Consider the following 15,531-nt stretch of genomic DNA (forward strand, 5'->3'; position numbering starts at 1 on the left):
TACTTCATGTACCACCATCATTTTAAAGGCGAAGCTATAATCACGTTGTGTGCGCTTAACTCGTTGTTCTCGTGCATGTTCCATAAAATAAGTCTCTTAAGGTGTAAACTTATTTCAGGACGGGACATAATACACAACAAAAAAGCCACTTTCACAGTGGCTTTTTTGCATTTTGGATCATTACATTCCGACTGCTATTTAAAGCGTTTCAAATCAAGATTCAGCAGCTGCTAATACAGGAATTTCAATCCACTGTGCATTCGGGAAGCTATGAGCCAAATAATTTTTTAAATACTTGGCAGTATCCTGCGAAATTAAAGGGTCTTGCAATTCATCATTTAAGTTATAAGCCAGTGCATACAAGTTCAAACCACGTGTTTTTAAAGCTTCCAAACTGAGCAAAGTGTGGTTGATACTACCCAAACGCCCAGAACTCACCAAAATAACAGGATATTTTTTTTGCTCAATATAATCGATGGTGAGTAAATCTGTAGTTAACGGCACCATTAAACCACCTGCACCTTCTAATAATACCGCATCATACTTTGCCGCCAGTTGCGCAGTCGCAGCCTCAATTTTAGCAAAGTCAATTTCACGACCATCAATTTGTGTAGCCAAATGCGGTGAAGCAGGATAACTAAAAATTTCAGGCATAGTGAGCTTGTCATCATCTTCAGGCAACCATTCGCTGCCCATAATTTTACGATGCTGCTCAATATCTTCTGAAACGTCTTGATTGCCCGTTTGAATCAGTTTTTGGGTAATGGTCTGAATACTCTGTTCATTCATAGTCTTGGCCAAATAACCTGTGGCATAGGTTTTGCCAATCCCTGTATCAATACCACTCACAAAGTAAACTTGAGCTGTCATGGCATTCTCCGTGCAAGACAATAAATAGGATGATACGTGAGCGTATAACTTTTTTGCTGTGAGCTATGCTGCTGACTAAACTGTTCATAGCCCTGATAAAAATGCATTAAACTGGCTTTGCTCCAACGCTGACCTTGCGCGGTGCCTGTCACCCCTGTGGCTTTTAAATGCTGTAAAACTTGTTTGGGATGCTGAAAATTCAGTTGCTGTAATTGCTCTGAACAATGTAGCACTTCAAAGCCTTGCTGTTGCAGCAGTTGTTGAAACTCAGCTGCACTGAAATAGTCTAAGCCCTGCCCTGTTAGTTGCTTCATTTCCATCAAGTTTTGAGGGCCAAATGTCGAAAAGCACAAATATCCATGTGGTATTAACGCTTGATGGGCCTTGTGTAGTAAAGCAGCTAGGTCTTCAACCCATTGCAGGGCTGAACTGGAACAAATTAAATCCAACGACTCAGGAAAAGCCAACTGTTCAATATCGCCAATTAAACCGTGAATGTGTGTTGTTGTATGCGGCAAGTGCAGATAAGGCTGTAAAACTTCAGTATATAAGTCATTTAAAGTCAGCTGCTGAATATCAAACTTGCTTAACAACAAGTCAGTCAAATTGCCTGAACCACAACCGATTTCAAGTACATGCGATAGTGCTGTGCACGGCTGTGTATGACTTGAGTGCTGCACAAAACATTGCTGCATTTTAGTGATTAAATGCTGACAAATTTGCTGCTGTACCACCGCATGCGATTTATAACTTGCATGTGCCCGGGCAAAACGCTGTGCGACCTGTGCTTTATCTATACTCATGCCAAGATACTCAAAGCATGCTCAGCAACGGCGCTAAGTCTGTTGTTTCAAATTGCGTATTTAAACAAATGCGCAAACGTGAACTGCCTTGCGGTACGGTGGGTGGGCGCACAGGCATCACATAAAAACCTGCGGCCTGTAATTGTTGAGCTTTAGTTACGGTTGCACTGGAGTCGCCGATAATCACAGGAACAATTTGTGAGCTAGATGGACACGCAAAGCCTTGTGCACGAATCCCCTGCTGCATATATTGGCTCAAGGCAGCCAAATGCTGACGCTGTGCCTGCATTTGCACAATGTGCTTGAGCATGAATTGTGTCCATGCCATACAAACAGGTGGTTGTGCGGTACTGAAAATTAGTGGACGCATCCGATTAATTAAGTAATCACGGATAATCGGATCACAAATCAAATATCCCCCAATCGAAGCAACGGCTTTACCAAAAGTCCCGACCAGAAAATCAATTGCATCAATCACGCCATATTGTTCAGCACAACCTAAACCTTGCACGCCACGTACGCCAATGGCGTGTGCTTCATCTACATATAACATGACTTTGGCAAATTGCTGTTTAAGCGCCACTAAAGCAGCTAAATCAGTTTCATCGCCATCCATACTAAAAATGGATTCGGTCACCACAATAATGCGTTCATAATTATCATCGGCATGATATTGGCTGAGCAATTGCTGCAAATGTGCCAAATCATTATGGCGATAACGCAAATATTTGGCAGATGACAAGCGAATCCCATCAATCATGCTGGCATGTACCAGTTTATCGGCCAAAATGAGCGTTTTTGCATCTGCTAAGGCGGGTAAGATACCAATATTCATGTGATAACCGCTGTTAAACAGCAAGGCGGCACGTCCATGAAATAATTGACTCAGCTCGGCTTCAAGCTGTTCATAGGCAGGGAAATTTCCTGTTAACAAACGTGATGAAGATGCACTCATCAAGCGTTCAGTATTTGGCGTTTCATCAAAAAACTGTTCACGCAAGCGCAAGTCAGAGGCCAAACCCAAATAATCATTGGAAGATAAGTTCAGCATGTGTTGTTGCTGAATTTCAATCATTTTGCCGTGTTGCTGATTACTGCGAAATTGACGAAAATTACCTTGCTGACGAAGTTGATCGAGCTGTTCTGCGTAGTGGTCAAGTAAATTCATGCGTCTGCTTCCTGCATTTCACACACTACGGCTACCAGCTGCTGCAACAAGGTATCCAACTCTTGTGCTGTAATCACATACGGTGGCATCACATATACCAATTTTCCAAATGGACGTACCCAAATACCACGTTGCACGAATTGTTGTTGTAGACGTTGCATATCTACCGCATGTTTCAACTCCACGACACCAATAGCACCGAGCACCCGCACATCCTGCACCCATGCCAAATTCGCTAATGGCGTTAAATGCTGTTCAAGTTGCTGCTGAATACGTTGAATATTGGCTTGCCAGTCTTGTGACAATAATAATTGAGTGCTTTTTAGCGCAACCGCACAGGCCAATGGATTGCCCATAAAGGTCGGGCCGTGCATAAACACACCTGCTTCACCTTGCGAAATCGTTTCTGCCACCTGTTTTGTGGCCAAGGTTGCAGACAAAGTCATATAACCGCCTGTCAGTCCTTTGCCTATGCACATAATATCGGGTTCGACCTGTGCATGTTCCCAGGCAAAGAGCTTGCCTGTACGTCCAAACCCTGTAGCAATTTCATCAAAAATTAGCAGAACATTATATTGTTCGCAGAGCAATTTAGCCTGACGCAAATATTCGGGATGATAAAAGCGCATACCGCCTGCACCTTGCACAATTGGCTCAATAATCATGGCAGCAATATTGTGATGCTGGTCTGCCAAACTTTGCGCCAGCTCTGCAATATCGTCAGGATTCCACTTTTGATCAAATGCGACTTGCGGTGCGGAAACAAAATAACGCTGTGCCAGACTTGAGCCAAAAACCTGATGCATCCCTGTGACAGGGTCACAGACTGACATGGCATTCCATGTATCGCCATGATAGCCAGAACGAGTGGTAATAAAGTTGGTTTTTTCAGGCTTGCCTTGTGCAGTCCAATATTGCACGGCCATTTTCAAGGCGACTTCTACCGCAACTGAACCTGAATCTGCATAAAAAATTTTATCTAAACTTGGTGGCGTGATTTGCAGTAACAAACGCCCAAGTTCAATGGCTGGGCTGTGAGTTAAACCACCAAACATGATATGTGCCATGTTGTCGAGTTGTTCTGTGACAGCACGATTCAGTTCAGGATGATTATAACCATGAATCGCGCACCACCACGATGACATACCATCAATCAATTGACGACCATCTTCAAGTTCAATGGTGCTGCCAAATGCCCGCTTTACTTTGAAAGTCGGCAGCGGCTGAGTCATAGAGGTATAAGGATGCCAAAGATGTTCACGATCAAAAGCCAAATCCATCTGTTCTGTCATCCTGTCCTCATCCTTGAAATTACAAAACTAAGCTGTCGTAAATCTTAAACCTGTCTGCCTGCAAAATAAATTGCGAGATTTGTCAGTTATCCCTGAGTTGACGGATTTTTCTGTAAATATTGGCAGATTTTGCTAGTCAGCTCATCCGCATGGAACAATGGCAGCCCATGCGAGCCTGATAAAACATCTACACTTAAAAACTTTGCAGCTAAATTTTGAAGTTTAGTGGCAACTTTGCAATCAACTAAAACATCTTGCTCAGCAAAAAGATGATACTGCTGACCTACATACTGCTGTAGTTTATTTACCAAGTTTAGGTTTTCCAGTAAAGCCAAACCGTGCTTGAGTAAAGATTGAGGCTGTGCCTGCACCAAACTTTGCAATTGCAGTAAGTCGGTTTTACTGCTGCTGACACCCTGACACACCATAAAACCAAATCGCTTTAACGTCAGAATTGGGTCTTGTTCAAAAGATTGTTTAAACTGGGCAAAAGTAGCAGAAGACATAGCGGTATCCCACCCTGCGTGTGCCACAAAACACGGATTAGACGCAATCGTGATTAAGGTTTTATATTCTGCATATTGGTGGGCAATCGCATCGACCAGTAGTGTTGCCAATTGACCACCAAGTGACCAGCCCATAATCACATCAAACTGGCGTGCCAATTCCACCTGTTGCTGTAACACTTGTGCATCGGCAGCGTTAAAAATATTGATCAGTTCAACCCGAAAACCTTGTGTAATCAAGGCTTGCTGCAATGGGTTCAATAAAGCGGTGCCACCGCCCCAGCCCGTAATCAATAAAATTTGTTGTTGCACGCTGCTTGCTCTCAAATTCAAAAATAGCTTCAGTATACCCAATCTGTTCAGCCAACATAGCTTGTTCAATTTAAAACACAGATAAAAAACCCGATCTGAATAGATCGGGCTTTTGGGTATTTGTTTACATTACATTTGCGATTGAATGTAGTTTTGCAAACCAATCAGCTCAATTAAACGCAATTGTTTTTCTAACCAATAAGTGTGGTCTTCTTCGGTGTCGGTCATTTGCTGACGCAACATATCACGGCTGACATAGTCACCTTTTTCTTCACACAATTTTACGCCTTGCGCCAATTTTTCACGCACTTCGTATTCCAATTTTAAATCGGCTTTTAAGCAAGACACCACATCTTCGCCCACATCAACATCATCACGTTGCATATTCGGTGTGCCTTCAAGGAATAACACACGGCGAATCAAGGCATCTGCATGTTGCGCTTCTTCCTGCATTTCATGGTCAATGCGCTCAAAAATTTTGCTTAAGCCCCAATCTTCATACATACGCGAATGAATCAGGTATTGATCGCGAGCAGCCAGTTCGCCACCGATCAACATATTTAGATAGTCTACGACTTCTGGATTGCCACGCATTTTCTTCACTCCCTTTCTTGATCTAGTCATTATGGACATATTCGGTTTAAATTGCAAAAGTTAATTATTGTAAACCTATGATTTTTATAAAATTAAAATGAGAAACATACGCATTTGCAATTTAGTTTAAAAATTCCCATATATAAAACAAACGCTTGGAAAAACGGTGCAATAAAAATGACAACACAATGATTTTGCATCATTTTGTAAATACAGAATGAAAACTCATTTTGACGTTCGGGTATTGTGAAAAATACCCGAAAAGCGGATTTTAAAACCCAGCTGCATTATCATAGCCACAAGTTCCATCACTTACGTAAAATAATGACAAATCTAAATCCCTCTGCACCCATTTTAGTCACAGGCGCAACAGGCTATATTGCCAGTTGGGTGATTAAAAACTTATTGGAGCAAGGTCATCAAGTGCATGCCACAGTCCGTGACCTCAACAAAACCCACAGTTTTCAGCACCTGACCGATATTGCAGCCAACAGCACTGGCAGCTTGCAATTATTTCAGGCCAACTTACTTGAAGATGGTGCGTTTGATGCCGCCATGCAGGGCTGTGAAATTGTGCTGCACATGGCTTCACCCTTTGTGGTCACCAATTATAAAGACGCAGTAAAAGACATTATTGAACCTGCGGTGATTGGCACCGAAAATGTTTTAAACAGTGTTAACCGTACTGCATCGGTAAAGCGTGTGGTGGTCACCTCTAGTATTGCCGCAACCTATGGTGATGCGATTGATATTTTAAAGACTGCACACAACCGTTTTGATGAAAGCCATTGGAATACGACCAGTAGTCCTGAACATCAGCCTTATCCTTATTCAAAAGTAGCAGCAGAACGTAAAGCTTGGGAAATGGTACAAGCACAGCAACGCTGGGATTTGGTCTGTATTAACCCTGCTTTGGTGCTCGGGCCATCCTTAACCAAAAACACGCAATCGGGCAGCGTGGAGGTTCTCTTGCAATTTGCCAATGGCTTAACGCTAGCAGGTGTGCCAGCCATGTGGAATGGTATTGTAGATGTACGTGATGTTGCCGATGCCCACATTCAAGCCGCTTTTAACCCTGCAGCGCAAGGTCGCTATATTATTAGTGGTGGTACATTCAGCTTACTGGAAATGGGCAAAATTTTAGCACTGCATTTTGGCCGTAAATATCCGTTCCCACGTAATCAGTTGCCTAAATTTGTCTTTAAAGCCTTTGGCCCTTTACTTGGTTTTTCCCGTAAATTTGTGGAACTGAATATGGGCTACCCGATTTATTTTCATGCGGAAAAAAGTCAGCGTGAATTAAACATGCGCTACCGCAATATTGAAACCAGTTTGGTAGAGCACTTTCAGCAATTGATTGATGACGGGATTGTCAAAAAACGCTAAATCGTCAACTTCTCTATATAAAACAAAGGCACTTCATCATGGAAGTGCCTTTGTTCTTAAAGCGGATAAAATGTGCATAGTTGATGCTTATTCAAGTACACCATATTCCCGCATGAGCTGAATAAACTCAGCTTCATTCATCACTTGCACACCCAACTTCTCGGCTTTTTCTAGCTTTGAGCCAGCTTTCTCACCAGCCACAACACATTTGGTTTTGCCCGACACACTGCCGCTGACCCGTGCACCCAACGCTTGCAATAATTGGGTTGCTTCATCGCGTCCCATTTGGCTTAAAGTACCCGTAATCACCCAGCTCTCACCATTTAACGGCTGGCGTGTTGGTGCTATCGGAGCATCCCAATGAATGCCTGCTGCCAATAATCGGTCCAATACTTCTAAATTATGCGGTGCTTGGAAAAAGTCTAAAATCCATTCTGCGGTAATGTCTCCCACATCTGGAGTTTTCTTTAATGCTTCTAGGTCAGCTTTACGTAAAGCCTCTAAAGTCTGGAAAGTATTGGCAAGCATGCGTGCTGTGGTTTCACCCACACCCCGAATCCCCAAAGCATATATAAACGCTGCCAATGTGGTTTTTTTACTATTTTCAATCGAGTCAATCAGGTTCTGAACTGACTTTTCACCCATTTTTTCAATGCTGAGCAAGGCATCACGGTGTTCATGCAAATGATAAATATCCGCCACATTTTGCAGTAAGTTCAGGTGCAGCAAGGACTCGACCCAACGATCGCCCAAACCTTCAATATCCATGGCTTTACGTGAGACAAAATGACGAATCGCCTCAATACGTTGTGCGGCACAATACAAACCACCCGAGCAACGTGCCAGTGCCTCACCCTCAGGCATCACCACAGGTGAATCACACACAGGGCATTGTTTAGGTAAATGCACTTCTTGAGCATCGGCAAGGCGAAATTCAGGCCAAACTTTTTCCACTTTGGGAATCACATCTCCACTACGGTAAACACTGACCGTATCGCCTAAACGGACATCCAAACGGTGAATTTCACCAATATTATGCAAAGTAACATTGGATACCGTCACACCACCTACGGAAACGGGGTTTAAACGTGCCACAGGGGTCAGCGTACCTGTGCGCCCCACTTGCCAATCAATATTCTCAATGGTGGTTAAAGCTGTTACTGCAGGGAATTTATAGGCAGTCGCCCAGCGCGGCTCACGACTTAAAAAACCCAATTGCTGTTGCTGCTTCAAATCATTGACCTTAACCACCATGCCATCAATTTCAACGCTTAAATTCGGACGCTCAAGGTTAATTTGCTCATAGACCGCCTGAACCTCTTGAATGCTCTTACAGACAAAATGACGTTCACCAATTTCAAAGCCAAACTGCTCCAACCATGCCAAACTGTCGGACATGGTACTTTGTCCATGAGGTGGCACACATTGCGCAATGCCATAAGCATAGAATGCCAAAGGACGTGATGCCGCTATCTTTGGATCTAACTGACGCAAACTTCCTGCTGCTGCATTACGTGGATTAGCAAAGGTTTTTTCACCTTTAGCTATATTGGCCGCATTGAGTTTTTCAAAACCAAGTTTTGGCATCAACACTTCACCGCGCACTTCCAAAAGTTCAGGAATGGCAGCTTCTGTTGCAGTCAAGACTTTAGGTAAATTGCGGATGGTTTTGACGTTGTGGGTAATATCTTCCCCAGTTTCCCCATCACCACGGGTCACACCACGCACTAAAACACCGTGCTCATACCAAAGTGAAATCGCCAATCCATCAAATTTAAGTTCGACATCGTATTCAATATTTTGATTAGGCAAACGCTCTTCGACACGTCTTGCAAAAGCAAATAATTCTTCCTGATTAAACACATTGCCTAAAGACAACATGGGTACGGCATGCCTAACCGTAGTGAACTTCGCCAAAGGGGTGCCACCGACTTTATTGGTCGGTGTATCGGGTTGTACTAAATCTGGATGCTGTTGCTCTAACGCTTTGAGTTGATGGAAAAGCTGATCATATTCGCTGTCTGCAATTGTCGGTTGATCCATCACATAATAGGCATGATTGTGCTTGGCAAGCAGTTGAATCAATTGACGCATTTGCGTCACGACAGTTAAATCTACAGACATATTTTCCACCATAAAAAAGGGCGGTCTTGTTCCGCCCTTCTGTTTCTATGTAGCCGAGGCTACCATTTTGCTGACAGCATTATAAAAATGCCTACCACAAGTTGCAATTTATCTCAGATCACTTTGATCAATAATACTCTACGCAATTATGCTTACATTGCGCACAAATGCAGCATGTTAGCTATGACTTGCCTGACCCGCACGATAATCAATCGCTTGATGACGCCAGTGCTCACGTAATTGTGGGGTAAATTCCAAATGGTTTTGGTCATAGACCGTACCATCAATTTCACGCGCAATCAGTCCCGAAATACTAACCATGGTGTCAAAAGCATTTTGCACATCGCTATGCGGTAAAGCGAGGAAAAATGCCAAACCTTTAACCTGTTCAGTCGATAGCGTTTCTAAATCAAAGCCATCTGCGCCTTCATCATTAATTTGTAGCACAGAGAATAATAGCTTAGTGCCATCTTCGTTATAACGATGGAAACATGACATTTCACCAAAACGCAAACCGTATTTCATCAATACTTTTAAGGCCTTATCACCCGAAAGTATGCGACGCTCTGGGAATACATTCAGCGCAATAAAAGATTCCGCTGTGGCCAAAGCACTTTCTTCATCCATGATTTTTTGTTCATGCAAGTGCGAATCTAAAATGCTGCTTTCTTCGTTAAATTCTGAAATTTCCGCAGTTTCAATGTGTTGATTCAGGCTGTATTCATTTGATGTTTTGGCCTGTTCACTGGTGTTTGGCTCAGTTTCTGCGAATACCTGTTGAATTTCATCTGACAATGAATATTCGGTCGTGTTAGATGTGGTCGATACTGTTGCAGTGCTTGGCTCAGCGACATCGGCAGTTACTGGCGCTGTTTCAGTCGTTACCTGAGCAGTCGTTTCAGAGGCATCTTGAGCTGACACATCGGTCTGTAGATTTGCCGTAGATTGAGTCGCTTCAGTACTTTTATCTGCAGTATCATCAGAAAATGCCTGTGGTTCAGTCTTGGCAGAAACTGGGGGTTCATGAACGGCATCTGCAGTCAAAGTCGGTTCTACCCGAACTGGAGTGGCGTCGCTCTGCAATTGATCACGTACATGCCGTGGAATAATTGGTTTTTGACTATCTGCATTAAACTGCAATTCAGAGTCCAATGACGGCGCTGAATCTGCTGGTTTTTTCAGAATCATTTTTAAACCAAACGCCATGATCACAATAGCGATGACAATTCCAACGATTGTGGTGATTTCCATATTATGCCTCCGCGACTAGGCCGTATTCTGCGGCTTCTTCTAAATTTACGGTTACTAATTTTGAGGTTCCCGGTTCAGGCATGGTAACACCTAAGAGGTCGGTTGCCATCGTCATAGCAAGTTTATTATGTGTAATGTAAATGAATTGCACTTGTTCAGAAAGTTCTTTTACTAAATTACAAAAGCGCCCCACGTTAGCATCATCTAACGGTGCATCAACTTCATCGAGTACGCAAAATGGCGCTGGGTTTAAACGGAAGATTGCAAAAACCAAAGCCAAAGCTGTCAGTGCTTTTTCACCCCCTGAAAGTAAGGCCAAAGAACTGTTGCGCTTACCTGGTGGACGCGCCATCAATTTCACCCCAGATTGCCAGTCATCTTCCAAGCTCAGACTCGCTTCACCGCCATTAAAGACTTTAGGAAACAACTCCTGCAATTCGGTATTCACCTGATCAAAAGTATTCATAAACAGTTTACGAGTTTCCTGATCAATACTTTTCATTGCCGCCTGTAACTGCGAAACGGTATTTTCCAAGTCTTCAATTTGATGGCTTAATTCTGCAAAACGGGCAGATACTTCTTCATATTCTTCCGAAGCCGCCAAATTGACCGCACCCAATTTATCAAACTGTTGCTGCGCTTTCGCCAGTTTTTGTTGATGCGCAGCGACATCAATCTGCAAACCTGTGATGATCTCGCTGTTTAAATCTTTTAACTGTTCAGAATAATGCTGATAGTCCGACTTTGCCGATTGCCATGCCAAGCGCTTTTCTTCGAGTTTGGCACGTAATTGTTCATCTTGCTGCTGTTGCTGCTGCCGTTGCTCGGTCAGTTGCTGCTGTTTGGACTGCACACTGTTCAATTCCACTTGCCATTCCTGCCAAGTTTTTTGCAGCTTTTCAGTCTGCTGCTGCTGCTCTGAAAACTGAGTTTCCAAGTCAGGCAATTCCAACTGAACAGGATCGACAAACTTTTTGGCTTGTTCCATTTGCGCCACAATTTGTTGATATTGTGCTTTTAAGAAAGTGGCATCTTTTTCTAACAGTTCAATTTGCTGCTGAGTTTGTACCGCTTGACGACGTAACAGATCCACTTCTTGTTGCTGCTGCTGAAACTGTTGCTGTGAACTATCCAGCTGCTCATTCAGCTGCTCGACCTGAAATTGCAAGATTTTATACTGCGGTAAGGCTTGCTCAAGTTTAAAAGCCAAAGCATGCAAATCAATTTCCAGATCATCTTTTTGCATGGCATCTTCTTCAAGCTGCTCATCTAATTGTGCCAATTGATGCTGTAATTGCTGTTGCTGTACTGCAAAAGCCTGTGCCGCACTTTCGGCTTTCGCCATTTGCACATCTAGCGTTTGCAAGGCTTGCTGTTGCTGTTTGAGCTGTTGCTGTTGTTGCTGCAATTGCTGCTGCAACTGTTTTACCTGTTGCTGCAATTCAGGCAGTTGCTGTTCTGCTTGCTCATATTGTGGCAGTTGCAACGCCAACGCCTGTTCAATTTCATCCAAGCGAATCCGATGGCTTAATGCCCCTTGCCCTGCCTGTGCCGCTTCATCATAAAACAGCCCGATTACCCAGTCTGCTCCCACATGATAACCATCTAAACTAAGGATAGACTGCCCTGCTTGTAATTGCACTTGCAATGCCAAAGCCTGCGATAAACTTTCTGTAATTGCGACACTTTGCCACAAGCTACTTTGCGGTGAAGCAATCCAGTCACTGAGCGACTCACACCCCGAAATCTGTATTTTTGATGTTTTTGAATCTACAGCCAAATGAATTTTTAGCTGACGTGCGCGGCTGTCCTGAAATTCAATATCTGCTTCTACCACCTGCGCAGATAACCATTTAGCCAAGAACTTTTCAATTAAATTGGCATGTGGTTTCGCCACATCTGCAAGTTGTAATACTTGCATCAACTGCACCACATCGGTTTGGGCTTTTGGACTTTGCTTAATGAGCAATTGATTGAGGTTTTTCTGTTCTGACTGCAAAATCTGAATCTCAGATTTTAAGGTCGCACACTGTGCTTTGTGCTCATTATAGTTGGTCTGCAACGTGGCGAGTTGCTGAGTGCTGTCTTGAATATTCTGTTCTAGTGTTAGCATTTCAGCCTGCAAGCGGGTCTTTTCGTCTTGCAGTTGTTGCATTCCCTCTTGCTGATCTTGCGGCTGAATTTGTGCAAACTGCTGTGTCAGGGTTTGTTTTTGCTGTTCAATACGGCTGATATTTTTGGCTAACTGCTCACTTTGCGCCTGCATGTGCACATGCTTTTGTTGTTGCTGTTCTACTTGCGCTTTGACTTGGGCATATTGTGCAGCTTGGGTTTGTTGCTGTGCTTTTAAATCCTGAAATTGCTGGCTCTGCTGCTGCGCCAAATGATCTTGCTGCTGTAGATTTTCCTGTTGGTTTTCTTGCTGATCGACCAAACTCTCTAGCTGCAATTCAATCAACTGCAAACGCTCTTTGGTTTGTGCTTTTTGTTGTTCAAGCTGCGATAAAGTCGCGGTATTTTGCTGAAACAAACTTTGTTTTTGTTCCAAAGTCATTTTCAGTTCAGCCAGTTTCTTTTCTGCCTGTTGCCATTCTTGCTGTAGCGGTGTCGATTGCTGAATCAAACGCTGAAACAACTCACTGGTCGCAGTTAAGTCATGTTCCAAAGTGGTCAGCTCAGAGCGCACCAATTTAAAACTTTCCCCTAACTCATTCATACTCAGGGTATATTCTTGCTGTAAACGTGCACTTTGTTCACACTGAAAAGACAACACTTCGACTTTAATGGTGCGAATTTCGCTCTCAAGCGCTTTGTATTGAATTGCTGTTTCTGACTGACGTTTTAAGGTTTTTAATTGCGATTTTAGTTCTGAAGCAATATCTTCCAAACGCGCCAAGTTCTGCGTGGTGTGATCCAAATGCAGCATGGTTTCACGACGACGCGCCTGATAACGTGACACGCCTGCCGCTTCTTCAATAAACACCCGCATTTCTTCAGGTTTAGCATCAACCAAACGATTAATCATGCCCTGTTCAATAATTGCATAAGAACGCGGGCCTAAACCTGTACCCAGAAAAATATCGGTGATGTCACGACGACGACACTTGGTTCCATTTAAAAAATATTCAGACTTACCATCACGGTTGACCTGCCGACGTACCGACAGTTCATTATAGGCGTTATAAGCACCGCCCAATTTGCCATAGGTATTGTCAAAACGCAGTTCAACACTGGCTACACCTACAGGTTTGCGTTTGGCAGTTCCTGTGAAAATTACATCCTGCATACTGCCGCCACGCAACTGGCGCGCACTAGATTCGCCCATCACCCAACGAATGGCGTCAATCACATTGGATTTACCACAACCATTCGGCCCCACCACAGCGGTACGGTTGGCTTTAAAATGTAAGGTCGTACTGTCGGCAAAAGATTTGAAGCCAGAAAGTTTTAAACTGCTTAAACGCATAATGTCCCAATTAACGGCGTGAACGTCTTGCCCATGCAAGCTCGATCTGTTTCATACGGGTCAGAGATTCCAACACCAAGTTGCGCAAGTGTCGGCAAAAATCTTCCATAAATAAAGTGGCTTGTTGTGATTTTCTGCTTAAAATTGCATCACTCACCAGTTTAAATAATTCAAAAGATTCTTGTAACTCCCGACGCGAAGTATTTAAGGTCAAAAAGTAACTGCGTCTTAACGATGGCAATAACTCTTGATAGAACTTCATTAAATATAAATTTCCCACCATATCAGGCTGCCGTGCCAGATATTGAAAAATTAAATCATAAAACTTTTCAGTATTGCCCAAGCGACATTGCTCTGCCAGTTGCAGCAAAAGTTGTTGTAAGGCTTCGGCTTCATGCATTCGCCACGTGTCCGCAATACGCTGCACAATATAACCCAATAACAAACTGCTGCTGTCAAACAAAGCTCGGACTTGCTGTGCCGACATTTCCGACACAATTGCACCACGACGTGGAAAAATTTCAATCAGATGAGTACGTTGCAATAACAACAGCGCTTCACGTACCGAACCACGACTCACGTCCAGTTCTTTGGCGATGCGCAATTCCTGAATACGCTCACCTTCAACCAAATCACCGCTAATAATCTGTTCTGCGATGTGTCGGGCAATTTGTTCCGATAAACTTTCTGATTCTTGTTGTTGCATACTGTTCCTATCTTGTTTTTATAAGATGCAGTGATGAAAATTCGGAGCTACTCTCATTTAAGACATCTCAGGATCATCCTTCGACTGCAAGCATAGCTCCGATACAAGCATCTTTCTTTTTACTGCGAAACAGATCACAACGCCATGACATTGTCCGACAATTTCATGGCGCTAGAGCCAATTTTACATGGCTTAAAACAAAGAAAATAGCGACTCAACTTAGAAAAATACTCGCATACCCTGATATACAAAATAACAGCCAACGGTGGTCAGCAAGCAGGCAAAACATTTTTTCAACATCGCTGGCGATAACAAATGTGCCACTTTCGCACCAACTTTGGCAGTAATAAAGCTCATCACACTAATGCCTATAAATGCATAAATGTGGATATAACCAATGGTATTGGGTACTGCAACTTCGGCTTGCTTACCAAACCACATAAAGCCTAATGCGCCCGCCACCGCAATTGGCAAACCACAAGCGGCTGAGGTTGCTACCGCTTTTTGCATGACCACGCCGTAACGGTTTAAGTACGGCACTGTTAAACTGCCACCGCCAATCCCAAAAATTGCAGAGGCAATGCCAATCCCACCGCCCGCCATGACTTGCTTTGCAGTTGAAGGCAAATGATGTGAAGGATCAACCGCAATATTTGCGCCTCTAAACATCTTAAAAGCCACCCACAGTGCAAAACCGCCAATTAATAATTGTAAGCCTTGCCCCGAAAGGAAATCGGCAATACCTGCACCAACAAATGCACCCACAATTAAACCAGGCGCAAGATTACGAAATACAGGCCACATCACCGCACCTTTTTTATGGTGTGCCGTAACTGAGCTGATCGAAGTTACAATAATGGTTGCCAATGATGTCCCCACCGCCATGTGCATTAACACCGATGGGTCATAATTGAGTTGAGTGAACACAATATATAAAATTGGCACAATAATTAAGCCGCCGCCCACGCCAAACAGCCCTGCTGCAAATCCAGCAATTGCACCAATCAATAAATATATGATTAACTCCATAAATATATTCCACTATTTGTAAAT

At 43.4% G+C, this 15,531-nt stretch carries 12 protein-coding genes; 1 reads left to right on the forward strand and 11 read right to left on the reverse strand.

The window, feature by feature from the left end; genetic code table 11:
• Positions 1-213 precede the first annotated feature (213 nt).
• The 6 genes from bioD to bfr all read right to left on the reverse strand — a co-directional run bounded on the left by bioD (position 214) and on the right by bfr (position 5,545).
• Complete coding sequence (gene bioD / locus FTT71_RS10415) at positions 214-870, reverse strand: dethiobiotin synthase (protein WP_180159009.1); 657 nt, start codon at positions 868-870, stop codon at positions 214-216.
• Positions 867-1,673: a malonyl-ACP O-methyltransferase BioC gene (bioC, locus tag FTT71_RS10420; RefSeq protein WP_180159008.1), complete on the reverse strand. Its 807-nt coding sequence runs from the start codon at positions 1,671-1,673 to the stop codon at positions 867-869. The genes bioD and bioC overlap by 4 nt, the downstream gene beginning before the upstream one ends.
• A gap of 10 nt (positions 1,674-1,683) precedes the next feature.
• The gene (locus tag FTT71_RS10425) at positions 1,684-2,841 is read right to left on the reverse strand and encodes an 8-amino-7-oxononanoate synthase (RefSeq protein WP_168418815.1); all 1,158 of its coding nucleotides are present in this window, start codon (positions 2,839-2,841) and stop codon (positions 1,684-1,686) included.
• Entirely contained in the window at positions 2,838-4,121 is a 1,284-nt protein-coding gene (bioA, locus tag FTT71_RS10430; protein WP_180159011.1) for an adenosylmethionine--8-amino-7-oxononanoate transaminase, read from the reverse strand. Before bioA ends, FTT71_RS10425 begins: the two co-directional genes overlap by 4 nt.
• Positions 4,122-4,219: 98 nt before the next feature.
• Complete coding sequence (locus FTT71_RS10435) at positions 4,220-4,951, reverse strand: hydrolase (RefSeq protein ID WP_180159007.1); 732 nt, start codon at positions 4,949-4,951, stop codon at positions 4,220-4,222.
• A gap of 129 nt (positions 4,952-5,080) precedes the next feature.
• Positions 5,081-5,545, reverse strand: a complete 465-nt coding sequence (bfr, locus tag FTT71_RS10440; protein WP_180159006.1) for a bacterioferritin — start codon at positions 5,543-5,545, stop codon at positions 5,081-5,083.
• 324 nt (positions 5,546-5,869) lie between these two features.
• Here bfr and FTT71_RS10445 point away from each other — a divergent pair, with 324 nt between their 5' ends.
• Positions 5,870-6,931, forward strand: coding sequence for an aldehyde reductase (locus tag FTT71_RS10445; RefSeq protein ID WP_180159005.1), 1,062 nt, complete (start codon positions 5,870-5,872; stop codon positions 6,929-6,931).
• 87 nt (positions 6,932-7,018) lie between these two features.
• Here the strand turns inward: FTT71_RS10445 and ligA are convergent, their stop codons facing one another.
• The 5 genes from ligA to FTT71_RS10470 form a co-directional block, all read right to left on the reverse strand.
• Positions 7,019-9,055, reverse strand: coding sequence for an NAD-dependent DNA ligase LigA (gene ligA, locus FTT71_RS10450; protein ID WP_180160929.1), 2,037 nt, complete (start codon positions 9,053-9,055; stop codon positions 7,019-7,021).
• Between the two features lie 177 nt (positions 9,056-9,232).
• A complete protein-coding gene (locus tag FTT71_RS10455) occupies positions 9,233-10,306 on the reverse strand; it encodes a cell division protein ZipA C-terminal FtsZ-binding domain-containing protein (RefSeq protein ID WP_180160930.1) in 1,074 nt (357 codons plus the stop codon).
• Position 10,307: 1 nt separating this feature from the next.
• On the reverse strand, positions 10,308-13,772 hold the full coding sequence (smc, locus tag FTT71_RS10460; protein WP_180160931.1) for a chromosome segregation protein SMC: 3,465 nt from the start codon (positions 13,770-13,772) through the stop codon (positions 10,308-10,310).
• Positions 13,773-13,782: 10 nt separating this feature from the next.
• Positions 13,783-14,478: a GntR family transcriptional regulator gene (locus FTT71_RS10465; RefSeq protein WP_004972365.1), complete on the reverse strand. Its 696-nt coding sequence runs from the start codon at positions 14,476-14,478 to the stop codon at positions 13,783-13,785.
• A 219-nt stretch (positions 14,479-14,697) separates the two neighbouring features.
• On the reverse strand, positions 14,698-15,507 hold the full coding sequence (locus FTT71_RS10470; RefSeq protein WP_004972366.1) for a sulfite exporter TauE/SafE family protein: 810 nt from the start codon (positions 15,505-15,507) through the stop codon (positions 14,698-14,700).
• Positions 15,508-15,531: the final 24 nt, after the last annotated feature.

Source organism: Acinetobacter sp. YH01004 (assembly GCF_013420455.1).
GTDB lineage: Bacteria > Pseudomonadota > Gammaproteobacteria > Pseudomonadales > Moraxellaceae > Acinetobacter > Acinetobacter towneri.

Coding starts and splice junctions, on each gene's coding strand:
- FTT71_RS10445 (WP_180159005.1), top strand. CDS start 5,870: ATGACAAATCTAAATCCCTCTGCACCCATTTTAGTCACAGGCGCAACA.
- smc (WP_180160931.1), bottom strand. CDS start 13,772: ATGCGTTTAAGCAGTTTAAAACTTTCTGGCTTCAAATCTTTTGCCGAC.
- FTT71_RS10465 (WP_004972365.1), bottom strand. CDS start 14,478: ATGCAACAACAAGAATCAGAAAGTTTATCGGAACAAATTGCCCGACAC.
- FTT71_RS10455 (WP_180160930.1), bottom strand. CDS start 10,306: ATGGAAATCACCACAATCGTTGGAATTGTCATCGCTATTGTGATCATG.
- bioD (WP_180159009.1), bottom strand. CDS start 870: ATGACAGCTCAAGTTTACTTTGTGAGTGGTATTGATACAGGGATTGGC.
- bfr (WP_180159006.1), bottom strand. CDS start 5,545: ATGCGTGGCAATCCAGAAGTCGTAGACTATCTAAATATGTTGATCGGT.
- ligA (WP_180160929.1), bottom strand. CDS start 9,055: ATGTCTGTAGATTTAACTGTCGTGACGCAAATGCGTCAATTGATTCAA.
- FTT71_RS10470 (WP_004972366.1), bottom strand. CDS start 15,507: ATGGAGTTAATCATATATTTATTGATTGGTGCAATTGCTGGATTTGCA.
- bioA (WP_180159011.1), bottom strand. CDS start 4,121: ATGGATTTGGCTTTTGATCGTGAACATCTTTGGCATCCTTATACCTCT.
- FTT71_RS10425 (WP_168418815.1), bottom strand. CDS start 2,841: ATGAATTTACTTGACCACTACGCAGAACAGCTCGATCAACTTCGTCAG.
- bioC (WP_180159008.1), bottom strand. CDS start 1,673: ATGAGTATAGATAAAGCACAGGTCGCACAGCGTTTTGCCCGGGCACAT.